This is a genomic window from Streptomyces racemochromogenes, from assembly GCF_044129415.1.
Taxonomy (GTDB): Bacteria; Actinomycetota; Actinomycetes; order Streptomycetales; family Streptomycetaceae; genus Streptomyces; species Streptomyces racemochromogenes_A.
On sequence record NZ_JBBDHD010000054.1, the window covers coordinates 14,451 to 39,620 of the forward strand.

At 72.5% G+C, this 25,170-nt stretch carries 26 protein-coding genes; 9 read left to right on the plus strand and 17 right to left on the minus strand.

Features of this window, described 5'->3' with window-relative positions; translation table 11 throughout:
- Window positions 1-19: 19 nt before the first annotated feature.
- The 5 genes from WDV06_RS20625 to WDV06_RS20645 all read right to left on the minus strand — a co-directional run bounded on the left by WDV06_RS20625 (window position 20) and on the right by WDV06_RS20645 (window position 4,513).
- Window positions 20-349, minus strand: a complete 330-nt coding sequence (locus WDV06_RS20625) for a TcmI family type II polyketide cyclase (protein WP_362054654.1) — start codon at window positions 347-349, stop codon at window positions 20-22.
- A gap of 38 nt (window positions 350-387) precedes the next feature.
- Window positions 388-1,077 (minus strand): TetR/AcrR family transcriptional regulator C-terminal domain-containing protein, encoded by a 690-nt coding sequence (locus tag WDV06_RS20630; protein ID WP_395511228.1) that lies wholly within the window; start codon window positions 1,075-1,077, stop codon window positions 388-390.
- Between the two features lie 80 nt (window positions 1,078-1,157).
- Window positions 1,158-2,621 (minus strand): FAD-dependent monooxygenase, encoded by a 1,464-nt coding sequence (locus tag WDV06_RS20635; protein WP_395511229.1) that lies wholly within the window; start codon window positions 2,619-2,621, stop codon window positions 1,158-1,160.
- Between the two features lie 237 nt (window positions 2,622-2,858).
- Window positions 2,859-3,704 (minus strand): hypothetical protein, encoded by an 846-nt coding sequence (locus WDV06_RS20640; RefSeq protein ID WP_395511230.1) that lies wholly within the window; start codon window positions 3,702-3,704, stop codon window positions 2,859-2,861.
- A 38-nt stretch (window positions 3,705-3,742) separates the two neighbouring features.
- Entirely contained in the window at window positions 3,743-4,513 is a 771-nt protein-coding gene (locus WDV06_RS20645; RefSeq protein ID WP_395511231.1) for a response regulator transcription factor, read from the minus strand.
- A gap of 231 nt (window positions 4,514-4,744) precedes the next feature.
- Between WDV06_RS20645 and WDV06_RS20650 the strand changes: the two genes are divergently transcribed.
- Window positions 4,745-5,359, plus strand: a complete 615-nt coding sequence (locus WDV06_RS20650) for a ScbR family autoregulator-binding transcription factor (protein WP_395511232.1) — start codon at window positions 4,745-4,747, stop codon at window positions 5,357-5,359.
- Between the two features lie 83 nt (window positions 5,360-5,442).
- Here the strand turns inward: WDV06_RS20650 and WDV06_RS20655 are convergent, their stop codons facing one another.
- The 4 genes from WDV06_RS20655 to WDV06_RS20670 form a co-directional block, all read right to left on the minus strand.
- Entirely contained in the window at window positions 5,443-6,402 is a 960-nt protein-coding gene (locus tag WDV06_RS20655; RefSeq protein ID WP_395511233.1) for an SRPBCC family protein, read from the minus strand.
- Window positions 6,403-6,476: 74 nt separating this feature from the next.
- Window positions 6,477-6,740 (minus strand): phosphopantetheine-binding protein, encoded by a 264-nt coding sequence (locus WDV06_RS20660; protein WP_395511234.1) that lies wholly within the window; start codon window positions 6,738-6,740, stop codon window positions 6,477-6,479.
- A 153-nt stretch (window positions 6,741-6,893) separates the two neighbouring features.
- A complete protein-coding gene (locus WDV06_RS20665; protein WP_042811903.1) occupies window positions 6,894-7,715 on the minus strand; it encodes an AfsR/SARP family transcriptional regulator in 822 nt (273 codons plus the stop codon).
- A 327-nt stretch (window positions 7,716-8,042) separates the two neighbouring features.
- Complete coding sequence (locus WDV06_RS20670; RefSeq protein ID WP_395511235.1) at window positions 8,043-8,864, minus strand: AfsR/SARP family transcriptional regulator; 822 nt, start codon at window positions 8,862-8,864, stop codon at window positions 8,043-8,045.
- Between the two features lie 1,297 nt (window positions 8,865-10,161).
- Between WDV06_RS20670 and WDV06_RS20675 the strand changes: the two genes are divergently transcribed.
- From WDV06_RS20675 to WDV06_RS20690, 4 genes are all read left to right on the plus strand, one after another.
- Entirely contained in the window at window positions 10,162-11,034 is an 873-nt protein-coding gene (locus tag WDV06_RS20675; protein WP_395511236.1) for a ScbA/BarX family gamma-butyrolactone biosynthesis protein, read from the plus strand.
- A 193-nt stretch (window positions 11,035-11,227) separates the two neighbouring features.
- A complete protein-coding gene (locus WDV06_RS20680) occupies window positions 11,228-11,893 on the plus strand; it encodes a ScbR family autoregulator-binding transcription factor (RefSeq protein WP_395511237.1) in 666 nt (221 codons plus the stop codon).
- Between the two features lie 301 nt (window positions 11,894-12,194).
- Window positions 12,195-12,674, plus strand: coding sequence for a GNAT family N-acetyltransferase (locus tag WDV06_RS20685; protein ID WP_395511238.1), 480 nt, complete (start codon window positions 12,195-12,197; stop codon window positions 12,672-12,674).
- Between the two features lie 84 nt (window positions 12,675-12,758).
- Complete coding sequence (locus tag WDV06_RS20690) at window positions 12,759-13,307, plus strand: flavoprotein (protein WP_395511239.1); 549 nt, start codon at window positions 12,759-12,761, stop codon at window positions 13,305-13,307.
- A 67-nt stretch (window positions 13,308-13,374) separates the two neighbouring features.
- On the opposite strand, the gene WDV06_RS20695 is transcribed toward WDV06_RS20690, so the two are convergent.
- The 8 genes from WDV06_RS20695 to WDV06_RS20730 all read right to left on the minus strand — a co-directional run bounded on the left by WDV06_RS20695 (window position 13,375) and on the right by WDV06_RS20730 (window position 20,986).
- Window positions 13,375-13,881 (minus strand): DinB family protein, encoded by a 507-nt coding sequence (locus WDV06_RS20695; RefSeq protein ID WP_395511240.1) that lies wholly within the window; start codon window positions 13,879-13,881, stop codon window positions 13,375-13,377.
- 78 nt (window positions 13,882-13,959) lie between these two features.
- On the minus strand, window positions 13,960-14,880 hold the full coding sequence (locus WDV06_RS20700) for an NAD-dependent epimerase/dehydratase family protein (RefSeq protein WP_395511241.1): 921 nt from the start codon (window positions 14,878-14,880) through the stop codon (window positions 13,960-13,962).
- A gap of 92 nt (window positions 14,881-14,972) precedes the next feature.
- Window positions 14,973-15,794: an AfsR/SARP family transcriptional regulator gene (locus WDV06_RS20705; protein WP_395511242.1), complete on the minus strand. Its 822-nt coding sequence runs from the start codon at window positions 15,792-15,794 to the stop codon at window positions 14,973-14,975.
- A gap of 88 nt (window positions 15,795-15,882) precedes the next feature.
- Complete coding sequence (locus WDV06_RS20710; protein WP_395511243.1) at window positions 15,883-16,608, minus strand: ScbR family autoregulator-binding transcription factor; 726 nt, start codon at window positions 16,606-16,608, stop codon at window positions 15,883-15,885.
- A gap of 85 nt (window positions 16,609-16,693) precedes the next feature.
- The gene (locus WDV06_RS20715) at window positions 16,694-17,545 is read right to left on the minus strand and encodes an AfsR/SARP family transcriptional regulator (RefSeq protein WP_395511244.1); all 852 of its coding nucleotides are present in this window, start codon (window positions 17,543-17,545) and stop codon (window positions 16,694-16,696) included.
- 238 nt (window positions 17,546-17,783) lie between these two features.
- Window positions 17,784-18,380, minus strand: a complete 597-nt coding sequence (locus WDV06_RS20720) for a TetR family transcriptional regulator (protein ID WP_395511245.1) — start codon at window positions 18,378-18,380, stop codon at window positions 17,784-17,786.
- 776 nt (window positions 18,381-19,156) lie between these two features.
- On the minus strand, window positions 19,157-19,936 hold the full coding sequence (locus tag WDV06_RS20725) for a TetR/AcrR family transcriptional regulator (protein WP_395511246.1): 780 nt from the start codon (window positions 19,934-19,936) through the stop codon (window positions 19,157-19,159).
- 81 nt (window positions 19,937-20,017) lie between these two features.
- Window positions 20,018-20,986: an NAD-dependent epimerase/dehydratase family protein gene (locus WDV06_RS20730; protein WP_395511247.1), complete on the minus strand. Its 969-nt coding sequence runs from the start codon at window positions 20,984-20,986 to the stop codon at window positions 20,018-20,020.
- A 199-nt stretch (window positions 20,987-21,185) separates the two neighbouring features.
- Here WDV06_RS20730 and WDV06_RS20735 point away from each other — a divergent pair, with 199 nt between their 5' ends.
- The 4 genes from WDV06_RS20735 (at window position 21,186) to WDV06_RS20750 (ending at window position 25,142) form a co-directional block, all read left to right on the plus strand.
- A complete protein-coding gene (locus tag WDV06_RS20735; protein ID WP_395511248.1) occupies window positions 21,186-21,920 on the plus strand; it encodes an SDR family oxidoreductase in 735 nt (244 codons plus the stop codon).
- Window positions 21,921-22,164: 244 nt separating this feature from the next.
- Window positions 22,165-22,833, plus strand: coding sequence for a ScbR family autoregulator-binding transcription factor (locus WDV06_RS20740; protein WP_395511249.1), 669 nt, complete (start codon window positions 22,165-22,167; stop codon window positions 22,831-22,833).
- A 135-nt stretch (window positions 22,834-22,968) separates the two neighbouring features.
- Window positions 22,969-24,228: an AAA family ATPase gene (locus WDV06_RS20745; protein WP_395511250.1), complete on the plus strand. Its 1,260-nt coding sequence runs from the start codon at window positions 22,969-22,971 to the stop codon at window positions 24,226-24,228.
- Complete coding sequence (locus WDV06_RS20750; protein ID WP_395511251.1) at window positions 24,225-25,142, plus strand: ParB/RepB/Spo0J family partition protein; 918 nt, start codon at window positions 24,225-24,227, stop codon at window positions 25,140-25,142. The genes WDV06_RS20745 and WDV06_RS20750 overlap by 4 nt, the downstream gene beginning before the upstream one ends.
- The last annotated feature ends 28 nt before the right edge of the window (window positions 25,143-25,170 follow it).

Below are 25,170 nucleotides of genomic sequence, written 5' to 3' on the forward strand. Positions count from 1 at the left end.
ATGCGTGCCGTCGCGGACATCACTCCGTCGCCGCCCAGTCGTAGAAGCGGGTGGCCATCGCGTCGGCCGGGGAGCGCCAGGTCTCGGGGTCGTACGGCTGGATGAAGGGCTGGAGGTCGTAGCTGATGCGCATGAACCGCGGGTCGTTGCGGGACTGCTCGATGCGCTCGCCGCCGTCGTCCTCGGCGAAGTCCTGGAGGTGGAAGTAGAGCCCGTTGTACGAGAACAGCCGCCGGCGCAGCGTGCCCATGCGCTGCGGCATGTCCGTACGGTCGAACTCGGCGAAGATCTTGGCCACCTCGGCGCTCGAACGGACGTCCATCCGCGCCACGATCAGGTTGCTGTGCATTGTCTCTACTCTCTCCGGGGATCGGCGGGGTCAGCGGGTCAGCGGGAGGCCGGGCCGTACAGGCGGATGAAGTCGTCGACCCCGTCCGCGATGAGCGCGTCCTCCTCCACGCGTCCGAGCGGCAGCGCCCCGTGGAAGGAGCGCTGGACGACGGACGAGGGGACGAGCAGGATGAAGCGCTCCGCCGCCTGGTCGGCGTCGGCGATGTCGAGCAGGCCCCGGCCGGCGACCTGCCGGAGGCGGTGGGCCAGTTCGCGGCGGGCCTGGCGGGGGCCGGTGGCCTGCCACTTGTCGACCGCGTCGGCGGGCAGGTGCGTGACCTCGGCGCTGATGTGCCGGACGATCGCGAAGTGCTCGCGGAAGGCCTCCAGCGGCGCCAGCCAGGCCCGGCCCAGCGCGATCAGGTCCTCGCGGAGGTCGTGGATCTCCCCGAGGTAGCTCTCGGCGACGGCCGCGAGGGAGGCGGCGACGGAGGCGGAGCTGTCCAGCAGGACGTCCAGCAGCAGCTGTTCGTGGTCGGGGAAGTGCCGGCCGACCGCCGCCGGTTCGACCCCGGCCTCGGCGGCGGTGGCTTCGGCGGTGCAGTGCCTCCAGCCCTCGCGGGCGAGGACGGTTCGGGCCGCCCGGACGATGTCGCGGCGCTCCCCGTCGGGGCCGGCCGGGCGGGCCGGGGCGGCCGGTCCGGCCCCCACGGGGACGCGCTCGATCGTTGCTTGCGGCGTTGCCATGTGTGGTTCCTCCGGTTGGCGTACTCGTCCGGCCGTCGGGTGCGTCGGCCTGGGGGTGCCGGTCGCGCGGGGCCCGGTCGTCAGGGGGCGCCGAACCAGCGCTCCAGCGCCATCGGCAGGTCGTGGTGGCTGCCGGGCGCGGCCCATGCCACGTATCCGTCGGGCCGGATCAGCAGGGCGGTGGTGTCGTGCAGCGTGTCGTCGGCCGCCCCGAGCGGCCTGGCGGTGACGGTGTCGACCCGTTCCGCCCAGGCGGCGGCGCGCCGTCGCAGCCGGGGGTTGTCCGCCAGGTCGAGGAGCACCCCGCGGGCGGGGCGCAGCAGTGCGGTGCTGGAGGTGGGTCCGTCGGCGCCGGTCAGCTCCAGGTGGGGCATGCGGCGGCCGAGCAGCGGGTGGGAGCCCCTGCCGACCTCGTAGGAGATCTCCAGGCCGGTGACCATGGCGGCGAGGTGGCGGGCCACGTCCTCGTACACCATGAGCTCGCGCAACGAGTCGCGCAGCGGCTGCACCTCGGCGCCGCTCAGGAACAGCAGCCCCTGGGCGCGGGTGTTCATCAGCAGCCGCCGGCCGACCGCGTGCCGTTCGGTGTGGTAGGTGTCGAGCAGGGCCAGCGGGGCCCGTTCCCGCACCACGGAGGCGAGCTTCCAGCCGAGGTTGAAGGCGTCCTGGATGCCGGTGTTCATGCCCTGTCCGCCGGCGGGCAGGTGGATGTGGGCGGCGTCGCCGGCGAGCAGGACGCGGCCGCGCCGGTACTCGGTGACCTGCCGGGCGGCGTCGCCGAAGGCGCTGACCCACACCGGTTCGGCGGCCGAGATGTCCTCGCCGGTGAGCCGCTGCCAGGCGGCGGCGACCTCGTCGAAGGAGGGCGCGCCCGTGCGCCGTTTGGGGGGCGTGCCGCGTTCGCACACCACGATGCGGGTGGTGCCGCCGGGCAGCGGGCCCACCATGACCATGCCGCCGGGGAGGGTCTCGCCGATCATGCGGGGCTTGAGCTCGATGCCCCTGATGTCGGCGAGGAACATCTCCATGGTGGCCGCGGTGCCGGGGAAGTCGAATCCGGCGGCCTTGCGCACCGTGCTGCGCCCGCCGTCGCAGCCCACCAGCCAGGAGGTGCGCAGGGTGTGGGTGCCGCCCGGGCCGCGTACCTCGACGTCGACGCCGTCGCCGTCGTCGTGGACGGAGAAGACCTCGTGCCCGCGCCGGATGTCGGCGCCCAGGCCGGTGGCCCACTCCTCCAGGTGTGTTTCGGTGACCGACTGCGGGACGGTCTTCGCCGCCTGGCAGGCGCCGTCGAGCACCCCGAAGTCGAGGGGCAGCCCGCCGAAGTGGCCCAGCGTGCTGCGCTCGATGTCGCCGAAGCGGGCGAGGATGCCACGCTGGTCGAAGGTCTCCAGCGTGCGCGTGGTGAAGCCGAGTCCGCGGGATTCGCCCGTACGCCGTTCCAGGCGTTCCAGGACGACGACGGGGACTCCCGCCAGCCTCAGTTCGCCGGCGAGCATCAAGCCCGCGGGGCCCGCACCGACGACGATCACAGGGGCGTCCATCACGTCTCCTTGAATTCGCCTCCGGAGACAGTGCACCGGATCTTGACTACAAGGTTCTTCGGACGCGAGCGGCCGTTCAATGGCGCTGGATTCAGGACTCGGTCAGGTTCCACAAGGGCCGGTCCGCTGCCTCGCGAACCGGCCAAGGGAATGTCAAAGAGCGGTCAGACGCCTCGATCCGGCTCCTACCGGATCGAGTGCGGACCGCTGCGGAAGATCGTGCGGGAGGAGGCCGTTTCAGGTGCGCGCGGCCGCCCGGCGATCGAAGCAGGTCCGTACGTCGGTCTCGTTGTAGTACGTGCGGCCCGCGCGGTTGCGCCGGCGCCACTTCTGTTCGCTGGCCAGCCGGTAGACGGTGCCGGTCGGGGTGTGCCACAGGCGGGCGATGTCGGCGGCGGTGAGCCAGCGTTCGGTGGCGGCGGTCCGCTCGTCGGCCTCCATGGAGCGGCTGAGCCCGCTCCACTGGTCGCTGGTCCAGCGGTGGGCCGGGTCGGCGTCGCACACGACGGCCCGGCCGGCGTCGCGGCCCGTGTCCCGGTCGGCGCCGCGCACGGCGACGGTGAGGGAGCCGGAGCAGCCGGGTTCGGGGCAGGTGCCGAGGCGGATGCTGCGGGTGGGGTCGGGGAAGGCGGCGCGGCGGCCGGCCCGCACCAGGCGGGCGATCTCCTCGGTGGCCTCGGCGGCGGCGGGGTGGGCGACGAGCCAGTCGCCGTTGCGCCGCAGGAAGGCGGACAGCGCGGCGACGGTGCGCGGCGGCGGGGCGAAGCCGCGTTCCTGTGCGACCAGTCCGCTCCAGGAGCCCAGTACGGAGACCATCCGGGCCCGTACGTCGGCCGCGGCCCCGTTGAAGGGCAGTCCGGGCAGCTCCCCGCCGGTCGTCCGCTCGCGCAGACTGCCGGGGGCGGCGCCGGCGAGCATCCTGCCGCATTCCTCGTAGAGGTGCACGAGCTCGGCCAGTCCGGCGTCGAGGTGCTCACGGCAGGGCCGGCACAGCCGGCCGCCCTCGGCGGTACGCCGGCGGGAGTGTCCGTCGGCGGTGCGCCGACGGCAGCCCTCCCCCTGGCACGGCGCCGTCACTGCCATGGTCTTGCCCCCCTCGGCTCGAAGCGGTGTGGACGGGTTCAGCCCTGGCCGAACCGGAAGCCGACGCCGCGGATCGTTATGATCCAGTTCGCGCCGATCTTGTTGCGCAGCGTGCTCACGTGCGTGTCGACGGTCCGGCGGGACCAGGAGTCGCCCCAGACCTGCTGCATCAGCATCTTGCGCGGGATGACCGTGTCGGGGTGCGAGGCGAGGAGGTAGAGCATGTCGAACTCCTTGCGGGTGGTCTCGACGGGCTCCCCGTTCAGGGTGACCTCCCGGGTGCCGGCGTCGATGCGCAGGGGTCCGCAGGTGATGGTGGCCGCGGCCGGCCGGGTCGGTCTCGCCCGTCGCATCACGGCCTCCATCCGCGCCATCAGCTCGCGGAACCCGTACGGCTTGACCAGGTAGTCGTCCGCGCCCGCCTGCAGGCCCAGGACCCGGTCGAGCTCGCTGCCGCGGGCGGTGACCGCGATGACGGGGATCTCGTGGGCCGCGCGGATGCCCCGGCAGACCTCCAGCCCGTCCAGGTCGGGGAGTTCGAGGTCGAGGAGGACGAGGTCGGCGTCGGCGTAGCCGCGCAGTGCCTCGCTGCCGGTGCCGACGATGTCGACCTCGTGGCCGTGCCGGCGCAGGCCGCGCGCCAGGGTCTCGGCCTCGGCCGTGCTGCTCTCGACGATGAGGATCCGCCACAGAGCCGACTGGGCCGGCGCGTGCGGTGGCACCCTCAGCCCCTCGGCCGGCAGGAACGCACCGTTCGCCCCCGCGGCGGTGCTCTGAGGTTCCAGTACAGCGAAGGTCCGCTGGTTCATCTGCCCCCCTCCCTCAAGCTCGGTTGAGCCAACGTCAACGAAGATACAAACCGCTTCGTCGGTTTGTCAAAGCCCGCAAAACCCGGCAAGGTTCGCGATAAGTGGATCAAATCAGGCCACAGCAGGGCACGAATCGCCGTCGATCAGGCCATCAGGTGCACTCGGCACACTATTCCCATACCAACGGGGCGGTTTAATAATAGAAGGAAACTGATACAGGAGCTATGCGTGATGAAACAAGAACGCGCCGTCCGAACCCGTCAAGCACTGCTCGAATCGGCAGCCACGGTGTTCGGGCGGCGCGGGTACGCAGAGGCGACGCTGAACATGATCAGCGTGGGTGCCGGAGTGAGCCCGGGCGCGCTCCACTTCCACTTCGAGAACAAGGCGGCCGTCGCCGAGGCCGTGGAGACCGCCGGGGCCCGGACCCTGCGCGCCACCGCCCGGGAGGTGTACACGCGGCGCACGTCGGCCCTCCAGGCCCTGGCCGACAGCTCCCAGGCACTCGCCGGGCTGCTCCTGTCGGACGTCGTGGCACGGGCCGCCTTCCAGCTCAACCGGGAGCAGGCCTACCCCTCGTCCTTCGCCCTGCCCGGCGAATGGCACGGGTACGTGCACCGGCTGCTCCTCGAAGCGGCGGAGGAGGGCGCCCTGCTGCCCGGGCTGAACCACCGCAACGTGGCGACCACGGTGGTGGCGGCCACCCTCGGCTTCGAGGCCCTCGGCCGTGACGACCCCCAGTGGCTCGCCCCGCGCACGCTGGCCGGTTTCTGGCGGGTGGTCATGCCCTGTCTGGCCGCGCCCGCCACCCTGCGCCGGCTGGACACGGCGGGACGGGGGAGCTGACACGCCCGTGGCCCGCCGCCGCCCCCGCGGCGGCGACGGGCCACGGACCCGTACGACGGCCCCGGGCAGGGGGCCTTGCACGTTCACACCGACCGCAGGGCCCTGACCGGCTCCCCCGCGTACTCCTGCGCCGGCTCCAGCACGCCGCGGCTCTCCCGCCCGAGCAGCTCGCGCACGTACCGGCGTACCCGCGCGGGGTCCGCACCGGTCCCCAGCACCCGCTCGGCCCGCCGCTCGTCCAGCAGCACGTCGTGCCGGCACACCACGCTCACCCCGGCCGGGTCGGGCTCCACGGACCACTCCCCGGCGTGCGCCGCGAGCAGGGGGTGCGGCCGGACCCGCTTGAAGACGATGCGCCCGGCCGCCGGGAAGCACACCCGCACCTCCTCCGTCGGGTACGGGGAGCCGTCCTCGGCCCGGTGGGCCAGCCGGACGCGCTGCACCCCGGGCAGCTCCTCCACCACCTCGGCACCGGCGACGTGCGCGACCCGGCCGGGCCAGGAGCCGATGTCGTACAGGAACGCGTGGACGGGCTCGGCCGGCCCCTGGATCCGTACGCACTCCTCGAAGGACAGCAGCAGCCCGTCGAGCTCCCGCCAGCGCTCGGCGACGGCCCGCAGCCCGTCGGCCGCCGCCCGCCCCCGCGCCCCGGCGGCCGCGAGGGCCCGCTCGGCTCCGGGTCCTTCGGCGACGGTCAGGTCCTGCTCCAGGACCAGCCGGGACCAGCCCGGGGCCAGTTCCTCCACGCGCCAGCTGCCCGCCGACGCCGTCACGGGGCCGTCGAGGCGCTCCTCGGCGAAGTCGACCCGCCGCCGCCCGGCGTCCAGGGTGCGCCGCCACAGCGACCGCCGCGGCTCGCCGTCCGTCCCCGCCCAGTGGACGTACCGCTCCACGGTGCCGTCGAAGTCCAGCCGCTCCGTGTGGACCGTGCCGGACAGGAACAGCGGCCACGGCGTCGTGTCGGCCACCAGGGTGTACAGGGCACCGGGCGGCGCGGCCGCGTCGACCGCGTACGACATCCGGTGCGCTCGCTCGACTGACATCGGACACCTCTCTCAGCGCTTGGCACAGATCCTGTCGCGATCCGCCGGAGTCCGAGTGGACCGCCGCTGGAGCTTCAGACCGCGGCCCGGCTGCCCAGGACGCGGTTGACCAGTTCGAGGAAGCGCCGGGGGGTGTCGCCCAGTTCGAGCAGCTCCCCGTCGAGCAGGACGTCGAACTTCTGCTCGATGGTGCCGGTGGTCTGCAGGACGGAGAGCGAGTCGTAGCCGAGCTCGTCCCAGTACAGGTCCTGGACGGCCTCGGTCAGCTCGACGCACTCCTCCTCGCCGCCCCAGATCCGCAGGATGCGGGTCAGGTCGGTGAGTTCCAGCCGGTGCATGGTGTCCCTCTCTCGTGGTCCGCCGGCGTGGCGACGCATACCGGGTCGCCAGGAGCCTCGCCGACGGTCCTGGAGACCCGCTCACGCCGGGCCCCAGCCGCGCTGGAGCCCCGCCACCACACCGCCGGGCCGCCGCACCGCGCCCTGATATACCTAGGCGGCGTACAGATCGAAGGTGGAGCTGCGCCGCGGTCCCGCGACCACGTCCAGCGCGGGGTCCACCCGCAGCATCGCCTGGTGCAGGCGCTGGAGCTGCTGCGAGGGCTCCACCCCCAGTTCGCCGATCAGCCGGGCGCGCAGCCGGCGGTAGACGTCCAGGGCGGTCGCCTGCCGGCCCGAGCGGTAGAGGGCCACCATGGCCTGCGAGTGCAGGCCCTCGTGCTGCGGGTTGCGGGCCATCAGCTCGGTGAGCTCCGCGAGGAGTTCGGTGTGCCGGCCCAGCCGGAGGTCGACGTCGATGCGCCGCTCGGTGGTCACGAGCCGGCTCTCGGCGAGCCGGAGCACCTCGATCTCCAGGATCGGGCCGACGCGCACGTCGACCAGGGCCGGGCCCTGCCACAGGTCGAGCGCCTTGCGCAGCAGGTCCGCGGCGCGTTCGTCGTCGCCCTCGTCGAAGGCGTTCTGGCCGGCGGCCGCGAGGGCCTCGTAGGTGTGGACGTCCACGGACTCCTGCGGGATCTGGAGCAGGTAGCCCCCGTGCCGCGTCGCGAGCACGTCCTTGGCCGTGCCCGGGGCGCCCGGCCCCATGGCCGTGCCGAGCCTGCGGCGCAGCTGGAGGATGTACGTCTGCAGGGTGGTGAGCGCGCTCTCGGGCAGCTTGGTGCCCCAGATCTCCTCCATGAGGGTCGGTACGGGCATCACCCGGCCCGGGTAGAGCGCGAGAAGCGCCAGGATCTGACGCGGCTTGCCCGCCGTAGGAACGATCGATGCCCCGTTGACCTCGGCACTCAACGGACCCAGAACCTGAATCTCCACGGTCTCCCCGTCTCCCCTCCACATTTCGTCGAGATACTCTCGGTTTTCAGTATTCGACCCGATGACGGTAAGGCAGCCCAGGGCAACATCACCGGGCGCTCAAGCCGACGTCGAGCGGACCTCCGAAACGGGCGAACAGGCGGCGGATTCCCGGCACAAGATTCCGACAGAACGTCAAACCCCGTGCTCAGCCCCTGGATCGGGCGCGTCGTATCTGTTCCGATTCCCGGCTGTGCAAATTAATTCTCAGGTTTCTTGGCAGCCTCTGTAAAAGACCTGACAAAGATCTCTCATATCGGCCGCCTTTCCCTCCCCTCCGCGGAGGGGTCAGCCGACCCTGGCGAGCCGCTTGCGCGCGGTCTCCGGGGATTCCGTCGCGGGTTCGGGGCTGCTCATCAGGATGGAGCGCTGGAGGCTGCGCAGGGCGGCGGACGGCTCGATGCCGAGCTCGCGCACCAGGGTGGAGCGCAGGCGCTGGTAAACGCTGAGCGCTTCGCCGCGGCGGCCCGAGCGGTGCAGGGCGAGCATGAACTGCCCGTGCAGGTTCTCGTGGATGCGGTAGCGGCTGGCCAGCACCGTCAGTTCCGCCAGCAGCTCGCGGTGGCGGCCCAGCCGCAGGTCGGCCTCGATGCGCTGGTCGAGCGCGCACAGCCGGGTCTCCTCCAGCCGGCGCGTCTCCATGTCCAGCTGTACCCCGCCGTCGACGTCGGCGAAGGCCGGCCCCGACCACAGGGCGAGCGCCTCGCGCAGCAGCCGGGCGGCGTTGGGGAAGTCCCCGGCGTCCATGGCCCGGTAGCCCATGCCGGCCAGCCGGTCGAACTCGCGGACGTCGCTGGTGCCGCCGGCGCTGTTGAGCATGTACCCGCCGGGCAGCGTGACGAGGACGTCCTTGGCGGTGCGTGACCCGTCGGTGCCTTCGAGCGCGGTGGCGATGAGGCCGCGCAGCTGGAGCACGTACGTCTGGAGCGTGGTCCGGGCGCTGCGCGGCGGCTCGGTCCCCCACAGCTCCTCTATGAGCGCGGCCACGGGCACGACCTGGTCCGCGTGGAGCGCGAGCAGCGCCAGGACCTGGCGGGGCTTGGCGGCGGTGGGAGTGATCGAGACCCCGTTCTCCCGCACGGTCAGTGCGCCCAGTACATCGATGTCCACGCCGTACTCCCCTGCTTCGTCCTTGGATGAACCCTTGAAGTTCGCTGGAACGAGGAAAAAACAGCTGAGCCGGTTTGTCAATACCAAACCGGCTGTACCGTTTTTCTGCGGCGACGCCACCCAGCCCTCCCTCAACACCCCCTCTGAGCTGCGCATTCAATGGTCAGGCACCCTTCCGGGGCGGCCGCCACCACCCGCCGGACCTGCACGATCTTCTCCCGCGACGCCCTCAGAGTGGCGCGAAACGGCCGGTAACAGACCGATTAGTTGGCTGATTCACGCTCCTCACTCCCGCCGCCCTCCACCGGATCGACACGTCGGACGCCTGCTCGACCAGCGGGGTACGGATTTGGCGGGGATCTACAAACCGCTGTCGCGGTTTTGTGAACTGCAACCTCCATGGGCAAACGCCGGAGCGGGGCCGGAGCACCACTGGAGCACCCCTCGAAGCCGGTCGCGGCGGCCCGCCTGCGCGGGGCGTCCGGTCCATCCGCTCCGGCCCCCGGAAGGCCGACCGCGAACCCCTCCCCGCGTCCACCCGGGCCGCCACCGCGGGGCCGGCCCCCAGCCGTCCGGTGGCCGGTTCCCGGCAGTCCACATGGCGGACCGCTCCAGCGGAAACGGCCGGCCAGGGCCGAGAACTTCCCATTGGCAAATCCTGCCCGGTCTCCAGGCCGGCCCCCGGCCCGGCATCCTGCGCGATCACCACCGGCGCCGCCTCCCGCCGTCCCTGCGCCGACCTGCCGGGGCTTCGGCCGAGCCAAACCAGGCGGAACGCCGCGTCTCGCCTGCGTCGGGCGCCCCGCGGGCTCGCCGCCGGCCCGTCCCCGCCCGCCCGGGGCCCGGCACCCCGCCCGCCGCACCCCCCGGCCCGCAAACGGAAATGTGCAGCGGGCAACGATCCCCCGCCCACCCCGATCCGATGTCTTCCGCCCACCCCCTGGCTAAAGGATTGCTCTTGACGCGCTTGAGATCCTTCTCTGCGTGTGGCGAGGATTCGCCGCCGGTCAACCGGTGGAGAACAGGGCAAACACGGGCCGACCAGTTGGCCGGAATTCGCCGTTCCGGATAATTCGCGGACCGGGTTCCGGCTACCTCTGGAGAAAAAACCGGTTGGTATATATTTTTCTGAGCAGTCACACCTGTTACTGGTCAGCGCTGTCTAGGGGGAACAATGAGCGCGAGCACGTTTCACGTAGGACGCACAGCGGTGTACGACCGGGCGGAGCCGACTGCGGCCAGAGACGAGCGGGCCGATTCCCGCCTCCCGTCACTCACCACCGTTCCGAAGGAACTGGTGCACCGCGCCTCCGCGGCCCAGGTCCTGCTCGCCGACTGGCAGCGGCTCGACGAGGCGCGCTTCTCGGTGACCGCCCAATGGCCCAGCTCGCACTCCTTCTTCGGTCCGGTGGCCGACGGCCATTACGACCCGCTCCTGTGCGCCGAAACGATTCGTCAGATCGCCTACCTCCTGGGGCACGCCGAGTTCGCCGTCCCCTTCGGCCACCAGTTCGTCCTGTGGGACCTCGGCGTCGAACTCCTCCGCCCCGAGCTCCTGATGGTGCGTGAGACGTCGGCCGTCCTCGACCTCGACGTCACGTGCGTGGACATCAAGCGGCGCGGGGGCCGGCTGTCCGGACTCGGCTATGAGGCGGTCGTCCGCCGGGACGGACACGTCGTCGCGACCGGTCGGGCCTCGGTCACCTGCACCAGTCCCGCGGTGTACGAGCGACTGCGCCCGGCCCACGCGCTGCTGCCCGACCACCGGGCGCTGCCGCTGACGGCCCCCGCCGCGCCGCAGAGCGTCGCCCGGCTGTCCCCGACCGACGTGGTCCTCTCCCCCCTGGGCGAGGAGAACCGGTGGCAGCTGCGCGTCGACACCAGCCACCCCGTCCTCTTCGACCACTGGGTCGACCACGTACCGGGCATGGTCCTCATGGAGGCCGCCCGGCAGGCCGCCGCGGCCACCCTGGGGCGCCCCTCCTTCCTGCCGCTCGGCATAGCCGGGGAGTTCAAGCGGTACGCCGAGCTGGACCTGCCCTGCGTCATCGAGACCGAGCGCCTGTACCAGGACGTCCCGGGCGCGGAGGAACTCGTCCGCGTCACCGGCCACCAGAACGGGGAGGTCGTCTTCAGCGGCACCGTCACGGCGCCCGCCTACACCTGCTGATCCACGAGGCTCCCGCCCGTCCCGGCGCCACCGGCCACCACGCGTTCACGCGACCCCCGCCCGGTCATTTTCGGCCCGGCGGGGTGGTGCCACGTTGGCGTCGGCGTCACCCGCTGTAAGATACGAACGGGACGGACGGTTTGCATCAGGGCTTCCGACGCTCCGAGCATCTGCGAGGGAAGGAGCCAAGAACGTGGCTGAACAGGTCCGAGCGATCCGCACGCGCCAGGCGATCCTGAGCGCGGCGGCGAAGGTCTTCGACGAACGGGGCTACCAGGCAGCCACCATTTCGGAGATCCTCACCGTCGCCGGGGTGACGAAGGGGGCGTTGTACTTCCACTTCCAGTCGAAGGAAGACCTGGCCCAGGGGGTCCTCACCGCACAGAACGAGGACCTCCTGCTGCCCGAGCGCGCCGCCAAGCTCCAGGAGGTGGTGGACGTCGTCATGCTGCACACGCACCGCCTGAAGACCAACCCGATGGTCCGGGCGGGGGTCCGGTTGAGCCTCGACCAGAACGCGGTCGGCCTCGACCGCAGCGGCCCGTTCCGCAACTGGGTGGTCACCTTCACCGACCTGCTGGAGAAGGCCCAGGCCCAGGGCGAGCTGCTCCCCCACGTGGTGCCCGCGGAGACGGCCGACGTCATCACGGGCGCCTACGGCGGCATCCAGTCCATGTCCCAGGCCCTCACCGACCACCAGGACCTCGCGCAGCGGGTCAACGCACTGCTGCGGCACCTCATGCCGAGCGTCGCCCAGCCGTCGGTCCTCGCCTCCCTGCACCTCGGCGAAAGCCGTGCGGAAGAGGTCTACAACGAAGCCCGGCAACTGGCCCAGGAACAAGCGGACGAGAGGGACTGAGCGGCCCCCGCACCCGGCTGCTCCGCCCACCCCGCGGGACGGCTCCGCTTTCCCCCACGCACCGCCGGCGGGCCCGCGCGGTGCGCTCCGGGCTGCCTGCGCACCCCTCGACGGCGACCGGGTCCGGCGCCGGAAGGCGCCGGGAGCGGTGCTCCGCGCGGCTCCGGGTGCTCCACCCCGCCGACCGTCGCTCTTTGTGCCTGCAACACATGCCCCCCTGCTGTCTTCCGCAAGAAATATACCGCACGTCCCGTTCTTTTCAACAGGGCTGCGCGGACTGACACGGACTAAGCTGCGCCGCATGACCGACTCTCCCCTGCGCCTGGTGCCCGTCACCCCGGACAACTTCGACGCGGTCTGCGCCGTACGGGTCCACCCCCGCCAGGAGCACCTCGTCTCGCCCGTCATGAAGTCCCTGGCCGAGGCCTACGTCCACGGCGAGACCGCCTGGCCGCGCGCCGTGGTCGACGGGGACGAGGTGGTCGGCTTCGTGATGGCCTTCATGGACTACCGGTGGAACCCGGCGAAGGACCCGGAGGACATCCGCTCGGGCCTGTGGCGCCTGAACATCGCGGCCGACCGGCAGGGCAGGGGCTACGGCCGCTTCGCCGTCGAGGCGGTCACCGAGGAGATACGCCGCCGCGGAGCGGAACGGGTGTACGTCACCTGGAAGCCGGCGCAGGACAGCCCGGAGCCCTTCTACCTGGGCCTCGGCTTCCGCCGCACCGGGGAACTCAGCGACGACGAACCCGTCGCCGTCCTCGACCTCGGCCCCGCGTAGCCCAGGCCCCGCCCGGACCGGCACCCGTGGATCCGCCGGACCCTCAGGACGCTCCACACCCGGGGATGTGATCCCATGATCCACATGACGAGGACTCTCTACCTGTTCTGCTCCGCCGCCCCGCCCGTCTTCGACGTGGCCCACGTGATCGAGGACGCCCAGTCGCGCGGCTGGAACGTGTGCGTGGGCCTGACCCCGACGGCGGCACGGTGGGTGTCCGAGAGCCTCGACGGGCTCGCCGCCCTGACCGGCAACCCGGTGCGCTGGCAGTACAAGCTCCCCGGGGAGCCCGACGTGTGGCCGGCCGCGGACGCCGTCCTGTTCGCCCCCGCCACCTTCAACACGGTCAACGCCTGGGCGCTGGGCCTCACCGACCGGTTCACCGTCGGGGTCGCCACCGAGGCCCTCGGCAAGGGCGTCCCGGTGGTCGCCATGCCCTGCACCAACACGGCGCTCGCCGCGCACCCCCAGTTCGAGCAGTCCCTCGCCGTGCTGCGCGGCGCGGGCGCCGAGCTGCTCTACGGCGAAGGCGGCTTCGTCCCCGGCCCGGCGGGCACCGACGCCCCGCCCCACTTCCCGTGGCAGACCGCCCTGGACGCCGTGGACCGCACCGCCGCCGACCGCGCCTCCTAGGGGTGTCGTCGAAGTCCCGTGCGTCCCGCGGGCGACGACGGGACTTCGACGACACCCCCCAGGCCGGCTACTCCCCCGTGACCCCGTCGATCGCCTCGCGCAGCAGGTCCGCGTGCCCGTTGTGCCGGGCGTACTCCTCAATCATGTGGGCCAGGATGTAGTGCAGCGAGTACGGCTGGTCACCGAAGTGCCCCCGTACGTCGAGGGACTCGGCGGCCGCCACGATCTTCCGCGAGCGCTCACAGGTCTCCTCCCAGATCCGGAACGCCTCGGCCGGGTCCGCGTCGTCGACGTGGAACTCCGTCCACTCCCCGGCCTCGTTCCGGGGGAAGTACCCGCGTACGTCCTCACCGCCGAGCACGTTGCGGAACCAGCCGCGCTCGACCTCCGCGAGGTGGCGTACGAGGCCGAGCAGGCTCAGCCCGGACGGCGGGACGGCCCTGCGCCGCAGCTGCTCGTCCGTCAGGCCCGCGCACTTCATCCGCAGGGTGTCCCGCTGCCACTGCAGGACGCTGGTCAGGGTGGCCCGTTCGTCGCCCACCAGCTCGGGCGGGGTCCGCTGCTCATCGCTCATCGGCCGATGATCACACCGGTCACCGCACCCCACCGGGCCATTCCACATGCCGGACGCCGCCGGGGGCCCGGCGGGCCCTCAGGCCGCGACGCGCCGCCCCGCGCCCGCCAGCGCCCGCACCCCCTCCAGGCTGCTCCCGTACCCCGGCCGCCACCCCAGCTCCCGCCGGGCCTTGGCGTTCGACATCCGCAGGTCGGTCCCCATGATGGCGTGCGCGAGCGGCGCCGGCCGCAGCACCCACAGCGGCACGGTCATCGGCGCGGGCGCCCCGAAGGCCTCCGCCACCGCCCCCATGTGCTCGCCCCAGCCGGCCGGGGCGTCATCGGCGATGTTGTACGCCTCGCCCGCACGCCCGGCGTCCACCGCCAGGGCCAGCGCCCGCGCCGCGTCCGCCACGTCGACCCAGCTCAGCGCCCGCCCCTTGTCGGGAACCACCGGAAGCTTGCGGCCCCGCAGCAGCGGCACCAGGTGGCTGTCGGTGACGCCCTCGCCGTAGAACAAGCCGAAGCGCAGGCTCACGCCCTCGATGCCGTCGGCGGTGAACGCCAGCTCCTCCTTGGTCCGCATCGCGCCGACGTGCCGCTCCAGCCAGACGTTCGCGCCGAGCGGCCCGAAACCGTCGTCCTCGCCGATCAGCGCCCCGCCGTGGTCCCCGTAGCCGTAGCCGAACATCATCGACTCGACGACGAACCGCCGCGCCCCCGTCTCCCGGGCGGCGGCCAGCAGGTTCACCGTGCCCTCGGTGCGCAGCCGGTTGGTCCCCGCCATGTCCTGGTGGCGGGCCATGGCCTTGCCCGACAGCGCAGTGGCCGCGTGCACGACCGCGTCGAACGCCCGCCCGTCGACGGCCCGCAGCAGCCCGTCCCGGTCGAGCAGGTCGGCCCGTACGTCCATCGCCGCGCCCCGGCCCAGTCCGGCGACCTCGTGGCCCGCGGCGCGCAGGGCCGCCGCCGTCCGCCGTCCCAGTACCCCGCTCGCGCCCGCCAGCAGCACCCTCATGGCCGTCCTCCTCCGTCGTGGTCTCACTCAGGGGACAGACGGGCCCGGCCGGACGTGACACATTCCGGGAAGAGATCCGGAAAAGTTTTCCGCTACGCCGCGTAGAGGTCGAAGGTCGATCCCCGCTTGGGCCCCGCCACCACGTCGAGCGCCGGGTCCACCTTCAGGATCGCCTGGTGCAGCCGCTGGAGCTGCGGTGACGGCTCGACGCCCAGCTCCCCGATCAGCCGCCCGTGCAGGCGCCGGTACACGTCGAGCGCGCCCGCCTGCCGTCCGGACCGGTACAGCGCCACCATCAGCTGCGAGTGCAGCCCTTCGTGCTGCGGGTACCGGGCGGCCAGTTCGGTGAGTTCGGCGAGGAGTTCGGTGTGCCGTCCGAGTCTGAGGTCGGCGTCGATCCGCCGCTCGACGGTGACGAGCCGGCTCTCCTCCAGCCGCATCACCTCGATCTCCAGGACCGGCCCCACCCGTACGTCGACCAGTGCGGGCCCCTGCCACAGCGCGAGTGCCTCCCGCAGCAGCGCGGCGGCGCCGACGTCGTCACCTCCGTCGAAGGCGGCCTGCCCCCGGGCGACGAGCCCCTCGTACACGTTGACGTCGACGTCCCCGGCCGGCACCTGGAGCAGGTACCCGCCGTGCCGCGTCGTCAGGACCTCCTTGGCGGCCCCCGGCCGGCCGGGTCCCATGGCCGTGCCGAGCCGCCGCCGCAGCTGGAGGATGTACGTCTGGAGCGTGGTCGGTGCGCTGTTGGGCAGTTCGTGCCCCCAGATCTCCTCCATGAGGGTGGGCACCGGCACCACCCGCCCGGGGTGCAGCGCGAGGAGGGCCAGGATCTGCCGCGGCTTGGACGCCGTCGGCACGATCGAGTCCCCGTCCACGTCGGCACTCAGCGGACCCAGAACCTGAATCTTCACGGTCTTCCCTCCTCGGTTCGTCGCTCTTCGCCCCACCGCCCCCGCCCCAACGGGCGGTACGTTCCGTTCTCCTGGTGCCGTGACCGCACTAGACCCCGCTCCCGAGGAACTGGTAGCTCCGCTCCCCGTCCGCCGGGACCCGGGTGTCACGGGCCCGCGTCCGGTACTCCCGCGCCCGCTCGGCGCCCACGAGGCTCGGCAGCAGCAGCCCCCACAGGGCGGCCACCTTCCGCTGGAGCTCCGCGTAGGACAGCCCGGTCCCGGCCAGCACCTCGATCCCGCAGACGGCGGCGGCCACGAGCGCCTCGGCGCTCTCCCACCGGTCGGCGGCCGCGTCCCCGCCGTCACCGGCGGCGCCCTCCGGCCCGTCGGCCGACGGGTCCAGCGGCAGCTCGCCCGCGTCCCGCGCCATCCGCAGCAGTTCGCACACCGCCTCCAGCCACGCCCCGTGGAAGTCGACCGCGGGCGGCTGCTGGCCGGCGCATTCCTTGGTGATGCGGAAGCTCGCCGGGATCGCGGGATCCTCGTGCAGCGTCCGTGCCAGCCAGTGCGTGGTGTCGATCAGCGCCTGCAGGGGCGACGCCCCGCTCTCCCGCAGGCCCCGGACCGCCTCGTGCAGCAGACCGCACCCCCGCTGCTGGACGGCGTCCGCGAGCTCGTCCTTCGAGGCGAAGTGAAAGTACAGCGCCCCCTTCGTCACCCCCGCCGCGCCCGCGATCTCACCGAGCGTCGCGTTGGCGTATCCGTTGCGGTGGAACAACTCGGCGCCGGCGAAGACCAACCGCCTGCGCGTCCGCTCCGACCTCTCCTGCACCGCTCCGTCTCCTTCCGCCCCCGCTGCGTCCCTGGCCGTTCCCCGGCCGGCACCGTCCGCCGCCGGCCGGCACCAGCCGCGCGGGTCAGGCCCGTACGAGCCGGTCGGCCCTCATTCCGGCTCCGGCGACCGCGGCGGCGGCCACGGGCGCCTGCTTCCCGACGCCGGCCTCCGGGCCCGCCATCAGGATCGACCGCTGCAGCCGGCGCAGCGCCGTCGACGGCTCCAGCCCCAGGTCCCGGACGAGCGTGGCGCGCAGCCGCTGGTACACGTCCAGCGCCTCGCCGCGGCGGCCCGAGCGGTGCAGGGCGAGCATGAACTGGCCGTGCAGGTTCTCGTGGGTGCGGTACCGGCTCACCAGCACCGTCAGTTCCGCCAGCAGCTCCCGGTGGCGGCCCAGCTTGAGGTCGGCTTCGATGCGCTGGTCGAGCGCGCACAGCCGGGTCTCCTCCAGCCGGCGCGTCTCCATGTCCAGCTGTACGCCGCCCTGTACGTCGGCGAAGGCGGGGCCGGACCAGAGGGCGAGCGCCTCGCGCAGCCGCTGGGCGGCGACCGGGAAGTCGCCGGCGTCGATGGCCCGGTAGCCCATGCCGGCCAGCCGGTCGAACTCCCGCACGTCGCTGGTCCCGCCGTCGCTGTTGAGCAGGTACCCGCCGGGCAGCGTCACGAGCACGTCCTTCGCGGTGCGCTCACCGTCGGTGCCTTCCAGCGCGGTCGCGATCAGGGCGCGCAGCTGGAGGACGTACGTCTGGAGCGTGGTGCGTGCGCTGCGCGGGGGCATCGTCCCCCACAGCTCCTCGATCAGCGCCGACACCGGTACGACCTGGTCGGCGTGGAGGGCCAGGAGTGCCAGGACCTGCCGGGGCTTGGGGGCGGTGGGCGTGATGGAGATCCCGTTCTCCCGCACGGCGAGTGCGCCCAGTACATCGATGTCCACGTCGTACTCCCCTGTCCTTTGGATGAGTCGCAAGAGTCAGTAGAAAACAGGCCGGACGGTTTGTCAAGACGAAACCGGACAGCCAGCCTGGACCCTGGCGATATCTCGATGCCACTCAGCAACCCCACCTGAACTGGGATTTCATACTTCACGCCGTCATTCCGGCCCGCATGAAGCCCTTGGTTCACCTCGCGGCAGCAGCCATATAACACCTCTGGAGGGCTAAAAATCAAACCATTCAGTCTGTTTCATTGTCCGCGACTGCCTCGACGAGGACCGCAGCCGCGGCCTCGCCGCTCGCGATGCCCGGCAGAACCACGGTCCAGATCCGGCTCAGGAGCTGCCGGGCGCTGCGTCCGGGCTCGACCCCGTCCAGCCCGACCGTGAATGCCACCACCAGGCGCGTCACGTCCTGCGGGGAGACCCCTTCGGCCAGCAGACCGGCCCGCTCGGCGGCGGCCAGCAACTCGGCGGCCGACGACCACCACTGACGGCGCAGGTCCACCCGGCTGCTGTGCCCGGAGTCCGCGCACAGCGCGAGCGCCGCCCGTACGACGGTGTCCTCGACCAGCGTGTACGTGGATCCGACCAGCGCCCGCAGCGGCCCCCTTTCCACCGTCGCGGCCTCCCGCAGCGTGTGCGCGGCCCTCTCCTCCACGACCAGGGCGAGGGAGGTCTTCCCCTCGAAGTGGAAGTGCAGGGCGCCCGCGCTCACCCCGGCCCGCCGGCTGATCGCGGCGAGCGAGGCCGCTGCGAACCCCTCCTCCGCGAACACCTCAGCGGCTGCGCGCACCAGCGATTCCCGCGTGCGCGCGGCACGTTCCTGCTTGACCATGGGGGGCTCTCCACACGGCATCCGCCGCATCAGCGGTCCGCCCCGCAGACAGGGGGCGACATCCTGCGCCACAGTCGGCTCCCCCACCGGAGCCCCAGCGGACTCCCACCGGAGCAGTCGGGAGCAACACGTCCGCCCGACCCGCCGGGTCATCAGCCTCGTCGACGGCGTCACCGATGCCCCTCCCCGCCCCCCAGCATTAACGCCGTTAACACCGACCGCCCCGCACCCCCACCGCCCACACAGTCAGCCCCCACCCTCGCCCCCGCCATCAGGGCCTGTCGTCAAACTCCCGTCTGCCCCGCGACGCCTGGCACGCTCCCCCGAGCTCTTCGAGCAGGGGGTGCCCCCACTCGCCGCACCGGGCGCAAGCCGAGTACGTCTATTACGCGGGCTTCCGCCCGGCGCACCGAGAGCACGCTCCCCCAAGCTCTCGACTTCGCTCGACCAGGGGGGACCCCCATGACGCCGCGGGGCCGCCCTCCGGGCGACGACGGGAGTGTGACGACAGGCCCTAACGGCGTTAACACCCCCCACGCCCCCCACCCCAGCCCCTCACCATTAACGGCGTTAACACCCCAACACCCACCCACGCCCCGACCACCCCAGACCCTCCCGGCCCCTCACCATTAACGGCGTTAACGCCCCCCCACCCGACCACCCGGGCCCTGCCCCCAGCCCCACCCACCCACAGACGCGCAAAAGGCGGTGGCCCCCACCGCCACCGCCCACACCCAGCCCGCCCCGGGCTCCCGCCCCGGGGCCCTCAGCGCCGGTCAGCCTCCGCCCCTCCGCTCCACCAACATCCCGACCCCGTCAAGGATCCGCTCCAGCCCGAACTCCAACCCCTGGTCCTGCCCCCCGTGCTCCGCGAGGGAGCCCAGGGCCACCGTGAGCGCCGGATACGCCTCCCCCCGCTCCCGCACCACCTGCGCGAGCACGGCCCCCAGCTCGGCGTCCACCCCTCCGGCCCCGCCGCCCGAGGCCCGCTCCTGCCCGGCGATCCCCCGCACGTGCCCGGTCACCAGCACCACCACGTCCATCGCCTCGGCCCCGGTCAGCCCGCACCCCGCGAGCGCGGCCAGCGCCCGCTCCAGCCAGCCCACCTCCGTCGGCCCCAACGCCCGCGCCCCCACGGTGGCGTCCAGCAGCCACGGATGGGCCCGGTACCCGGAGAGCAGCTCCCGCGCCCACACCCCGAGCGCCTCCCGCCAGCCACCCCGGGCCCGCGCCAGCGCGGCGTCCAGTCCCTCGGCCGGATCGGGCAGGGCGGCTTCCACCATCAGCGCGACGAGCTCCGCCTTGCCCGGGACGTACCGGTAGAGGGCCATCTTGGTGACCCCCAGCTCGCCGGCCACGCCCTGCATCGACACCCCGCCGAGCCCGTCCGCATCGGCGATCCCCACCCCGGCCTCGGCGATCTGCTCCAGCGTCAGCCCCCGCCGCGGCCCCCGCGCCGGCGTCACCGGCGGCCCCCACAGCAACCGCACCGCCGCGCCCCACTGCCCGTCCGCCACCACTCGTCCGTCCTTCGCCGCCGCCAAAACCGCGTCCACCGTACACAACGCGTTCCGGTGCGCCCGGGCGGACGGCAGGCAGCCGACGGGCGGCCGGTCCCCCTGGCCGGGCACCGCCTCTCACACGCGGGCCAGGTGCTCCCGGTACCAGGGGGCGGCCTCGTCCAGGCAGGCCAGCGGACCGGGTCCGGGCGGGCAGTCGGCGGCGTCCCAGATCGCGGCGCTGTCGTACCAGTGGTCCTGTGCGACCAGCTTGAACTGGCTCGGGCCCACGCGGCATCCCGAGGCGGCCATCCGCTCCAGGCACTCGGCCTCGGAGAGGTCCCCGTCCACGGGCGCGAGCACCCCCCGCTCGGTGAGCGCCCCCACCAGCTCGGCGGCCCGCACCGGCACCGGATGGCTGGCGTGCCAGACGGTCCCTCCGGCCGGCCCGTGTCCGAGCGCGAGCCGGGCGACGAGCCGCGCGAGATCGCCGACGGCCACCATCGACAACAGGGCCCGCCCTTCTTCCCACAGTGCCCCGGTGGCCGCGAGGAGCTGGTCCAGGGCGGGGACGAGCCATCGGTCCCCGGCGCCGATCACCAGGCCGGGCCGGAGCACCACCGCCCCGGCGGCGAGCGCCGGGGCCTCCCCCGCCAGCCGGGTCCGGCTCGCCGGGGACTGCGGCGCGGGCACGACGGCGTCCACCGCGATCCCCCGGTGGGGCCCCCGGCCGTACACGGCCGAGGTGGAGAGGTGCACGACGCGCCGGACCCCGGCGGCCTTCGCCTCCTCCATCAGCGCCGCGGTACCGGCGACGTTGACGGCGGCGCACTCCCGCTCGTCGGACCCGATCCGCGAGGCCAGGTGCAGCAGGACGTCCGCCCCCTCGCAGCTCCCCCGCAGCGATCCGGGGTCGGCCAGGTCCCCCCGGTGCCACTCGTCGAACCGGCCCGCCGGCTCCGGCGCTCTGCGCCCCACGGCCCGCACGACGGGGCGCGGGCCGCCCCCCGGACCCGTCTCGTCCCGGATCCGGGCGAGTACGGCGAGGACCGCCGAGCCTATGAATCCGGATGCGCCGGTGATCACCAGCCGCCGCGGCTCAGCCATCAGCTGACAGTCCCTCCCCGAAAAACCGATCAGCCGCAATGTTATGTCTGATCATCCCGACGCGTCCCACAGAACGGTGCTCACCTTGACCACGCACCCCGTCCCCCGTCCCACCCCCGCACACCCTCCGAGACCCGACTCCCCCTCCCCTTCCCGCCCCCGCGACCCGCGCGGCCCGCTGTCCGGAAAGACGGCCCTGGTGACCGGCGCCAGCCGCGGTATCGGCCGCGGGATAGCCACGCGCCTGGCGGCCGACGGCGCCCTGGTGGCCGTCCACTACGCACGCAGCGTCGAAGCCGCCGACGCGGTCGTGGACTCGATCCGCGCCGCCGGCGGGGAGGCCTTCCCCCTGCGCACCGAACTCGGCGTCGCCGGCGACACCGACTCCCTCTACACCGCCTTCGACGCCGAACTCGTCCGGCGCGGCATCGAGCCCCGCCTCGACGTCCTCGTCAACAACGCGGCGGTGAGCGGCTCGGCCCGGATCCACGAGGTCACACCCGAGCTGATCGACCGGATCTTCTCGGTGAACGTCAAGGCGCTCCTCCTCCTCACCCAGGAGGGGCTGACCCGCATGCCGGAAGGCGGCCGGGTCATCAACATCTCCTCCGCCATCACCCGCATGTCCTACCCGGAGTCCGTCGTGTACTCCATGAGCAAGGGCGCGCTCAACACCCTCACCCTCGCCCTCGCCAAGGAACTCGGCTCCCGGGGCATCACCGTCAACACGGTCTCCCCCGGGTTCACCGAGACCGACATGAACGCGAAGCTCCGCACCACGCCCGAGGGAGCGGCCCGGCTGGCCGGCCTGTCCGTCTTCGACCGCATCGGCCAGCCCTCCGACATCGCCGCCGCGGTGGCCTTCCTCGCCTCACCCGACGCCCGCTGGGTCACCGGCCAGCTCCTCGACGCCTCGGGCGGCATGCACCTGTAGCAGCCGGACACCGTTAACGCCGTTAATGCCCCGCACCATTAACGGCGTTAACACCCACGCCCGCCCCGGGCGCCCTCCCCTCCTCCCCCACCGAACAAAAAGCAACACCTCAAAACCGCCCCAACTCCCCCGCATCACCACCTACTAAGCGCCTTAAAAGTACTGGTTGACTGGTTTCTTTTCGCCCCCTCCCACTAGATTGATCTTCAACACCAACGGACGAAACCGGCATCAGGAGACACACGTGGCCAGGGTCAGACAGGAACGGGCCGAGATCACCCGGCAGGCGATCCTCGACGGCGCGGCCATCGCCTTCGACCACGCCGGCTTCGGCGGCACCAGCCTCAGCGACGTGGTCAAGCACGCCGGAGTCACCAAGGGCGCGCTCTACTTCCACTTCCCCTCCAAGCAGGCCCTCGCCCGGACCCTGGTCGACGAGCAGTTCCAGGTCTCCGCGGACGTCCCGGCCATCGAGGACCCGGGTCTCCAGACCGTCATCGACCTCACCCACCGCATGGCGTCCGGGCTGCGCACCAACGTCCGCATCCGCGCCGGCATCCGCCTGGTCATCGAGTTCGGCTCGTTCACGGACCCCGACCCGTCCCCCTACAACGCCTGGATCGAGACCTGCCGCAGCTGTCTGACGCCGGCCCAGGAGCGCGGCGACGTCCTGCCGTCGGTCGACGTGCACGACCTCGCGACCTTCCTCGTCGGCTCGTTCACCGGCATCCAGGTGACCTCGCACGTCCGCACCGGCCGCGAGGACCTGCACGCCCGGGTCGTCGACCTCTGGACCCACCTCCTCCCGGGGATCGTGCCCGCCGACCGCCTCGGCCTCTTCGACCCGGCGGGCTCCCCCGAGTGCCGCAGGAAGCTCGAACCGCCCATCGCCCCGCCCCTCCCCCGCCCCTGACGCACCCTCCAGGGCGGTCCCGCGCACCCGCGGGGCCGCCCTTTCGCATGCCCGGACCCCCTCCCCACCCATTTCGTTAGCAAAACCCAAGCGTGGCGCCCACACAGACCCAAGAACGTTAGTAAAGTCCCTCTCATGACTTCGCCCTCGTCCCCGAACGACCGAGAGAAGGTCGTCTCCAAGCTCCCCCCGTGGCTCCGCCAGGAGTTGAAGGTCCGCACCGCCCAGCTGCGGGTCGACATCCAGGACGCCGTCCACCAGGGCATCGCGCACTGGAGCGCCCTCGCCTCCGCCCCCTCCCCTGTCGACACCTCCGGCGCCGAGTCGTTCTCGACCTGGCTGCCCGCCGGCCAGTGGGAGTCCTTCCGTACGGACTCCAAGGACCGCGGCGTCTCCCTCATCCAGGGTCTCGCCCAGGCGGTCCACCTCTGGCTGGAGATGAACCCGGCCCCCACGGTCCAGCGTCCCTCCGTGGTCCGCCGCATCGTCGTGTGCAACCAGAAGGGCGGCGTCGGCAAGACCGCCGTCACCGCCGGCACCGCCGAGGCCCTCGCCGAGGACCCCTCGACCCTGCACCCGGTCCGCATCGCGCGCCAACTGGCCCGCCTCGCCACCCCCGAGGAGACGGACGGCGCCCTCCCCTCCACCACCCCCCTGGACCTCGAAGACCTCCCGGGCCTGGGCATGCGCGTCCTGCTGGTCGACTTCGACCCCCAGGGCCACCTCACCAAGCAGCTCGGCCAGCAGCCCCTCCCGATCGGCGGCGACAGCCTCACCTGCCACATGGCCGGCGAGGCCAAGGGCCCGCTCCGGGACCTGATCGTCCCGATCGAGCACGACCGCTTCGGCGACCGCCTGCACCTCCTGCCCGCCTGTACGGACGCTTTCCTCCTCGACGTCCGCCTCTCCACGGTCCGCGCCCGCGAGGCCGCCCTCGAACGGGCCCTCGCCCCCGTCGAGTCCGACTACGACGTCATCCTCATCGACTGCCCGCCCAGCCTCGGTCTGAGCATGGACGCGGCGATCTACTACGGCCGCCGCCGCGACACCGAACAGCCGGGCGCCTCCGGCGCGCTGATCGTCGTCCAGGCGGAGGACTCCTCGGCCGACGCGTACGACCTCCTCACCTCCCAGATCAACGACCTCCGCGACGACCTCAGCCTGGACATCGACTACCTGGGCCTGGTCGTCAACCTCTACGACGGCCGCCGCGGCTACATCGCGACCAGCTCGCTCCAGGCGTGGATGGACATAAAGGATCCGCGGGTCGTGGCGATCGTCCCCGACCTCAAGGAACAGCGCGAGTCCGTCCGCCTGAAGCAGCCCCTCTTCGTCTACGCCCCCAACGGCGACCAGGCCGTCGCCCTGCGCGCACTCGCCCGGGAGATCTCATGAGCAGCAAGGCCGACAAGCTCGGCGTCTCGGCGTCCTTCGCACGGGCCCAGCCCGTCGGCGTCAGCTCCCGCCGAGCCGCCATCGCCGAAGCCACGGGCGCCCCCACCTCCGGGGTGGTCCCGCCGTCCGAGGTTCCCATCGAGGCCCTGGCCCACAACCCGTTCAACCTCCGCGAGGACCTCACCGACCTCGACGAGCTGGCCCAGTCCCTCACCGTACGGGGCCAGCTCCAGCCCCTCGCGGTCGCGACCCGTATGGCCTTCATGGAGGCCCACCCGGGCGCCACCGACGGCCTCGGCCGCGCCCCGTACGTGGTCATCGACGGCAACCGCCGCCTCGCGGCCGCCCAGCTGGCCGGGCTCAAGACGATGCACATCCACGTCAACGACGCCCTGTCCGCCTCAGCAGCCGACATCCTCGAATCGGCGCTCATCGCCAACGTCCACCGGGTCGACGTGGCCCCCATGGACCAGGCCCGCGCCCTCCAGGAACTGGTCGACGTCCACGGCTCCCAGGCCCAGGTCGCCAAGCGGATCGGCAAGACCCCGGCCTGGGTCTCCCAGCGCCTGACCCTCCTCAACCTGACGCCCGAGCTCCAGGACAAGGTGGAGACGGGCGAGCTGAAGGTCGAGCCGGCCCGGCGCATCGGCCGCCTTCCCCAAGAGGAACAGGCGGCGGCCGCCACGGAGAGCATCAACGCCGTCAACCCCCCGCGGCAGCGCACCCGCCCGACCCCTCCGACCGTTAACGCCGTTAACGCCCCCGCCCCCACCACGCCCACCCCTCCCCCCTCCCCCACCCCGCGCATCACGATCTCCGCCCAGTCCCCGGAGACCATCGCGGACGCCCTCACCGCCCACCTGACCCCGGACGACCTGAAGGCCGTCACGGAACTCCTGATGCAGCGCATCTAGCCGGACCACACGCGGGGGGCGCTGACGG

What these genes read in the sequence shown, in the direction of transcription:
- WDV06_RS20625 (WP_362054654.1), bottom strand. Translation starts at nt 349, where the DNA reads ATGCACAGCAACCTGATCGTGGCGCGGATGGACGTCCGTTCGAGCGCC.
- WDV06_RS20630 (WP_395511228.1), bottom strand. Translation starts at nt 1,077, where the DNA reads ATGGCAACGCCGCAAGCAACGATCGAGCGCGTCCCCGTGGGGGCCGGA.
- WDV06_RS20635 (WP_395511229.1), bottom strand. Translation starts at nt 2,621, where the DNA reads ATGGACGCCCCTGTGATCGTCGTCGGTGCGGGCCCCGCGGGCTTGATG.
- WDV06_RS20640 (WP_395511230.1), bottom strand. Translation starts at nt 3,704, where the DNA reads ATGGCAGTGACGGCGCCGTGCCAGGGGGAGGGCTGCCGTCGGCGCACC.
- WDV06_RS20645 (WP_395511231.1), bottom strand. Translation starts at nt 4,513, where the DNA reads ATGAACCAGCGGACCTTCGCTGTACTGGAACCTCAGAGCACCGCCGCG.
- WDV06_RS20650 (WP_395511232.1), top strand. Translation starts at nt 4,745, where the DNA reads ATGAAACAAGAACGCGCCGTCCGAACCCGTCAAGCACTGCTCGAATCG.
- WDV06_RS20655 (WP_395511233.1), bottom strand. Translation starts at nt 6,402, where the DNA reads ATGTCAGTCGAGCGAGCGCACCGGATGTCGTACGCGGTCGACGCGGCC.
- WDV06_RS20660 (WP_395511234.1), bottom strand. Translation starts at nt 6,740, where the DNA reads ATGCACCGGCTGGAACTCACCGACCTGACCCGCATCCTGCGGATCTGG.
- WDV06_RS20685 (WP_395511238.1), top strand. Translation starts at nt 12,195, where the DNA reads ATGACCGACTCTCCCCTGCGCCTGGTGCCCGTCACCCCGGACAACTTC.
- WDV06_RS20690 (WP_395511239.1), top strand. Translation starts at nt 12,759, where the DNA reads ATGACGAGGACTCTCTACCTGTTCTGCTCCGCCGCCCCGCCCGTCTTC.
- WDV06_RS20695 (WP_395511240.1), bottom strand. Translation starts at nt 13,881, where the DNA reads ATGAGCGATGAGCAGCGGACCCCGCCCGAGCTGGTGGGCGACGAACGG.
- WDV06_RS20700 (WP_395511241.1), bottom strand. Translation starts at nt 14,880, where the DNA reads ATGAGGGTGCTGCTGGCGGGCGCGAGCGGGGTACTGGGACGGCGGACG.
- WDV06_RS20720 (WP_395511245.1), bottom strand. Translation starts at nt 18,380, where the DNA reads ATGGTCAAGCAGGAACGTGCCGCGCGCACGCGGGAATCGCTGGTGCGC.
- WDV06_RS20730 (WP_395511247.1), bottom strand. Translation starts at nt 20,986, where the DNA reads ATGGCTGAGCCGCGGCGGCTGGTGATCACCGGCGCATCCGGATTCATA.
- WDV06_RS20745 (WP_395511250.1), top strand. Translation starts at nt 22,969, where the DNA reads ATGACTTCGCCCTCGTCCCCGAACGACCGAGAGAAGGTCGTCTCCAAG.
- WDV06_RS20750 (WP_395511251.1), top strand. Translation starts at nt 24,225, where the DNA reads ATGAGCAGCAAGGCCGACAAGCTCGGCGTCTCGGCGTCCTTCGCACGG.